Source organism: Streptomyces turgidiscabies Car8 (assembly GCF_000331005.1).
In the GTDB taxonomy this organism is placed as follows: Bacteria; Actinomycetota; Actinomycetes; order Streptomycetales; family Streptomycetaceae; genus Streptomyces; species Streptomyces turgidiscabies.
The window spans coordinates 1-2,926 of record NZ_AEJB01000355.1; the positions used below are offsets into that span (position 1 = coordinate 1).

A 2,926-nucleotide genomic window follows, 5' to 3' on the forward strand; every position below is an offset into this window, starting at 1 on the left:
GCGTGCTCCGTCGCCCTTGCAGACGGTGCATCTCACGCGGCGCATGGGCATGGCCGTACGTCCCTTCCTGCGTGGTCTAGAAGTGGGAGAAGCCGCTGAGGACCCAGGTGACGAAGCCGTTGATGGTGAGGCTGACGGGGGTCTGGCCGAGGTAGAGGCCGAACAGGGCGATGCAGACGGCTTCCCAGGCGCGGACGTCGCGGGCGCGGACGAGGAGGAAGGTGATGATCCCGAAGACCACGACGAGGGACACGGCGGCACCTGTGCTGATCATTGGGAGTCTCCTTCGAGGGCGGCAAGTGCGCGGGTGACGGTGGGCAGTTCGGGCACCAGGCCCGCGTGCTTACGGGTGACCGCTACGGCTTCTTGGGTGGGGGTGAGGTGGGAGCGGGCGCGGTTCCAGCCGCCGTCCGGTCCGGTGCACACGGCCACGCCCAGTTCCTGAGCGGTGATCGACTGCGCTATGGCCACCGCGTCCTTGTTGAGGTCGCCGAGGATCATTTCGGCGGTGCCGGGGTCGTTGACCCGGTGGCAGATCCGTCCCCCGAGCTGCGCCCTCAGCGCGGTGACCCCGGGGCCGAGATCCGAGCCGACGCGTTGCCCGGCCACCACCAGGTGCAGGCCGAGTGCGGCCCCGAGCTGTGCCAGGCGCAGCAGGAGGGTGGAGCACTGCTCGGCTTCTGCTTTGCTCTCGCGTCTGCCGTCGGACAGGTAGAGTTCCGCGATCTCGTCGACGATCACCACGACCGGTACGGGCCGGAACCTGACGGGCAGTTCCCAAATCGAGCGGGCACCAGCCGTCCGGCAGACGCCCATCCGGTCCTGCATCTCGACCACCAACGCGGCCAGCACCGCGACCGCCTCCCGACGGGAGGTCGCCAGCGCGCTCAACCGGTCAGCGAACAGGCCCAGTTCCATGCCGCCCTTGCAGTCGATGCCCACCAACGCGACCGACTGCGGGGCGAGTTGGGTGATCAGCCGGGCCAGCAGGGTCGACTTGCCCGACCGGGTAGCCCCGGCGATCAGCCAGTGCGGCACCACCAGAAGATCCACCACCCAGGCGCCCCCGCTCTCCAACACCCCGATCAGAGCCGAGAGCAGTGCCGGCGGTGCGGTCGCCAGACCGGGGCGTTGCAGTGGATCGGTGGCCGTCGCCGTCAGCAGCACCAGCCCCCGTTCCGGGGAGGTGACCCGCACCGCGTGCACTTTCCACGCGTGGACGAGGGCATCGGCAGCCTTGAGGTACATGGTCGGGGTCTGGCCCGCGTGCAGCCGCACGATCACGGTCAGCCCCGCACGCGTCGGACGGGGGAACGAGATCTTCGGCGCCACCGGCCGCAGCGGATCGCCCTTGACGACCAGGTCGCCGAGCAGCCCGCGCGGCGGACGGCGGGACACGGCCAGGTCGGTGAGCATCGCGATCTTGCGCCAGGTGAACACCACCCGCCAGGCAGCGGCCGGGTATCCGGCGAGGTACCAGTGCCAGACCGGGCGGTGCTGCCGCAGCAGGTCACTGCCGCCCAGTACCCAGCCGAGGACGGCCAGCCCGAGGGCGAGTGCGAGGATGGCGGTCATCAGGCACCACCGGCCTTTAAGGCACCGGAGATGGGGGTGATGGCGTCGGCGCGGAAGCTGACGCCGTGCCGGTCGCCCATCGCCCACATGAACGCGGTGAGCCCGGTGACCTTGAGGATCATGCCTTCCTCGATGCCTTTGGGTTCGCCGGTGACGGCGATCTCGATGACGGAGATGCGCCGCCGGTCCTGGCGCACAGTGACGGCGACGGTGTAGACGGGGTTGCCGTCCCGGTCCTTCTTGACCTCCTGTGTCTCCTGGTTGCTGATCTTTGCTTCGGGTGCGATGGCGCAGCGCAGTACGCCGAGCCGCCCGGTGTCCACGGGAATGGACTGCATGTCGTTGGCCTCCTTGGCCGATGAGGACGCCTGACACATCCAGACGTCACTTGTCCTTACGAGTGAAGACTATGAAGTGCTGTACGGCGAGGACGCAACTACTTATGCTGACGAGTGATGTCGCGCGTGCGACGTGACTACGACCTGAACCCGGAGATGCCGCCATGTCGGAGATCCAGCGCCCCGGAGCCCTCTACCAGCAGGTGGCCGCCGCCATCAGGGAAGCGATCCTGTCGGGCGAGTTCGCCCCCGATTCCCTGTTGCCGTCCGAGGCCCAGCTCATGGCCCGCTACGGCGTATCCCGCCCCACCGTCCGCAACGCCATCGCGGCCCTGCGAGCGGAAGGCCTGATCGACGTCCGCCACGGCAAAGGGAGCTTCGTCCGTTCCACCGGGCAGCCCTCCCTCATTCTCGAACGCCGTATCACCCGCACCGCCGACGGCACGTTCGCGCTGCCGAACGGCGATGTCTGGGATGAGGTCGAAGAGCCCAGCACCTACCGCACCCGCACGACGAAGGACACCGGCCGACTGCTCCAACTCGGCGCGGAAGAAGCCCTGTTCGGATGTGATCGTCTCCTGATCGACCCAGGTTCTGGGACGCGCGCCATGCACCGCACACTGATCCCGTTCACGACCGCCGAAGCCATCCCGCCGCTTGCCGAGGAGCCCTCCACGCGACCGGCCGCGATCTACGGACTGCTCACCGAGGACGGGCACAAGCTGTCGTGGACAGAGACCGTACGGGCCCGCATGCCGCTGCCCGATGAGCGGACCACACTCCGTCTCCCGGACGCGACCCCGGTAATGCACCTGGCCCGCGTCACGCACGGCGCCGACGGCCGCCCGCTGATCCTCGAAGAGCTGCGCACCGGGGCGGACCGTGCCGAATTCGCCTACCGGATCACCGCCGACAAGCAACCCACCCGACGTACCCGCGCCTGAGTGCCAACGGGCATCGGTCGAAACAGCCTTCACTTCCTCAAGGGCGCGCCTGCGGCGCGCCGGGGCGCC

Annotated in this window: 4 protein-coding genes; 1 reads left to right on the forward strand and 3 read right to left on the reverse strand. The window is 68.8% G+C overall.

Features of this window, described 5'->3' with window-relative positions:
• Positions 1–76: 76 nt before the first annotated feature.
• Genes STRTUCAR8_RS23735 through STRTUCAR8_RS23745 form a run of 3 tightly spaced genes read right to left on the reverse strand, consistent with a single transcriptional unit; the run spans position 77 to position 1,913 of the window.
• Positions 77–274 (reverse strand): hypothetical protein, encoded by a 198-nt coding sequence (locus tag STRTUCAR8_RS23735; RefSeq protein ID WP_006376424.1) that lies wholly within the window; start codon positions 272–274, stop codon positions 77–79.
• Complete coding sequence (locus STRTUCAR8_RS23740) at positions 271–1,575, reverse strand: FtsK/SpoIIIE domain-containing protein (protein WP_006378500.1); 1,305 nt, start codon at positions 1,573–1,575, stop codon at positions 271–273. Before STRTUCAR8_RS23740 ends, STRTUCAR8_RS23735 begins: the two co-directional genes overlap by 4 nt.
• Positions 1,575–1,913: an SCO3933 family regulatory protein gene (locus STRTUCAR8_RS23745; RefSeq protein ID WP_006378502.1), complete on the reverse strand. Its 339-nt coding sequence runs from the start codon at positions 1,911–1,913 to the stop codon at positions 1,575–1,577. The genes STRTUCAR8_RS23740 and STRTUCAR8_RS23745 overlap by 1 nt, the downstream gene beginning before the upstream one ends.
• A 164-nt stretch (positions 1,914–2,077) precedes the next feature.
• Between STRTUCAR8_RS23745 and STRTUCAR8_RS23750 the strand changes: the two genes are divergently transcribed.
• Positions 2,078–2,857 (forward strand): GntR family transcriptional regulator, encoded by a 780-nt coding sequence (locus STRTUCAR8_RS23750; protein ID WP_006378501.1) that lies wholly within the window; start codon positions 2,078–2,080, stop codon positions 2,855–2,857.
• Positions 2,858–2,926: the final 69 nt, after the last annotated feature.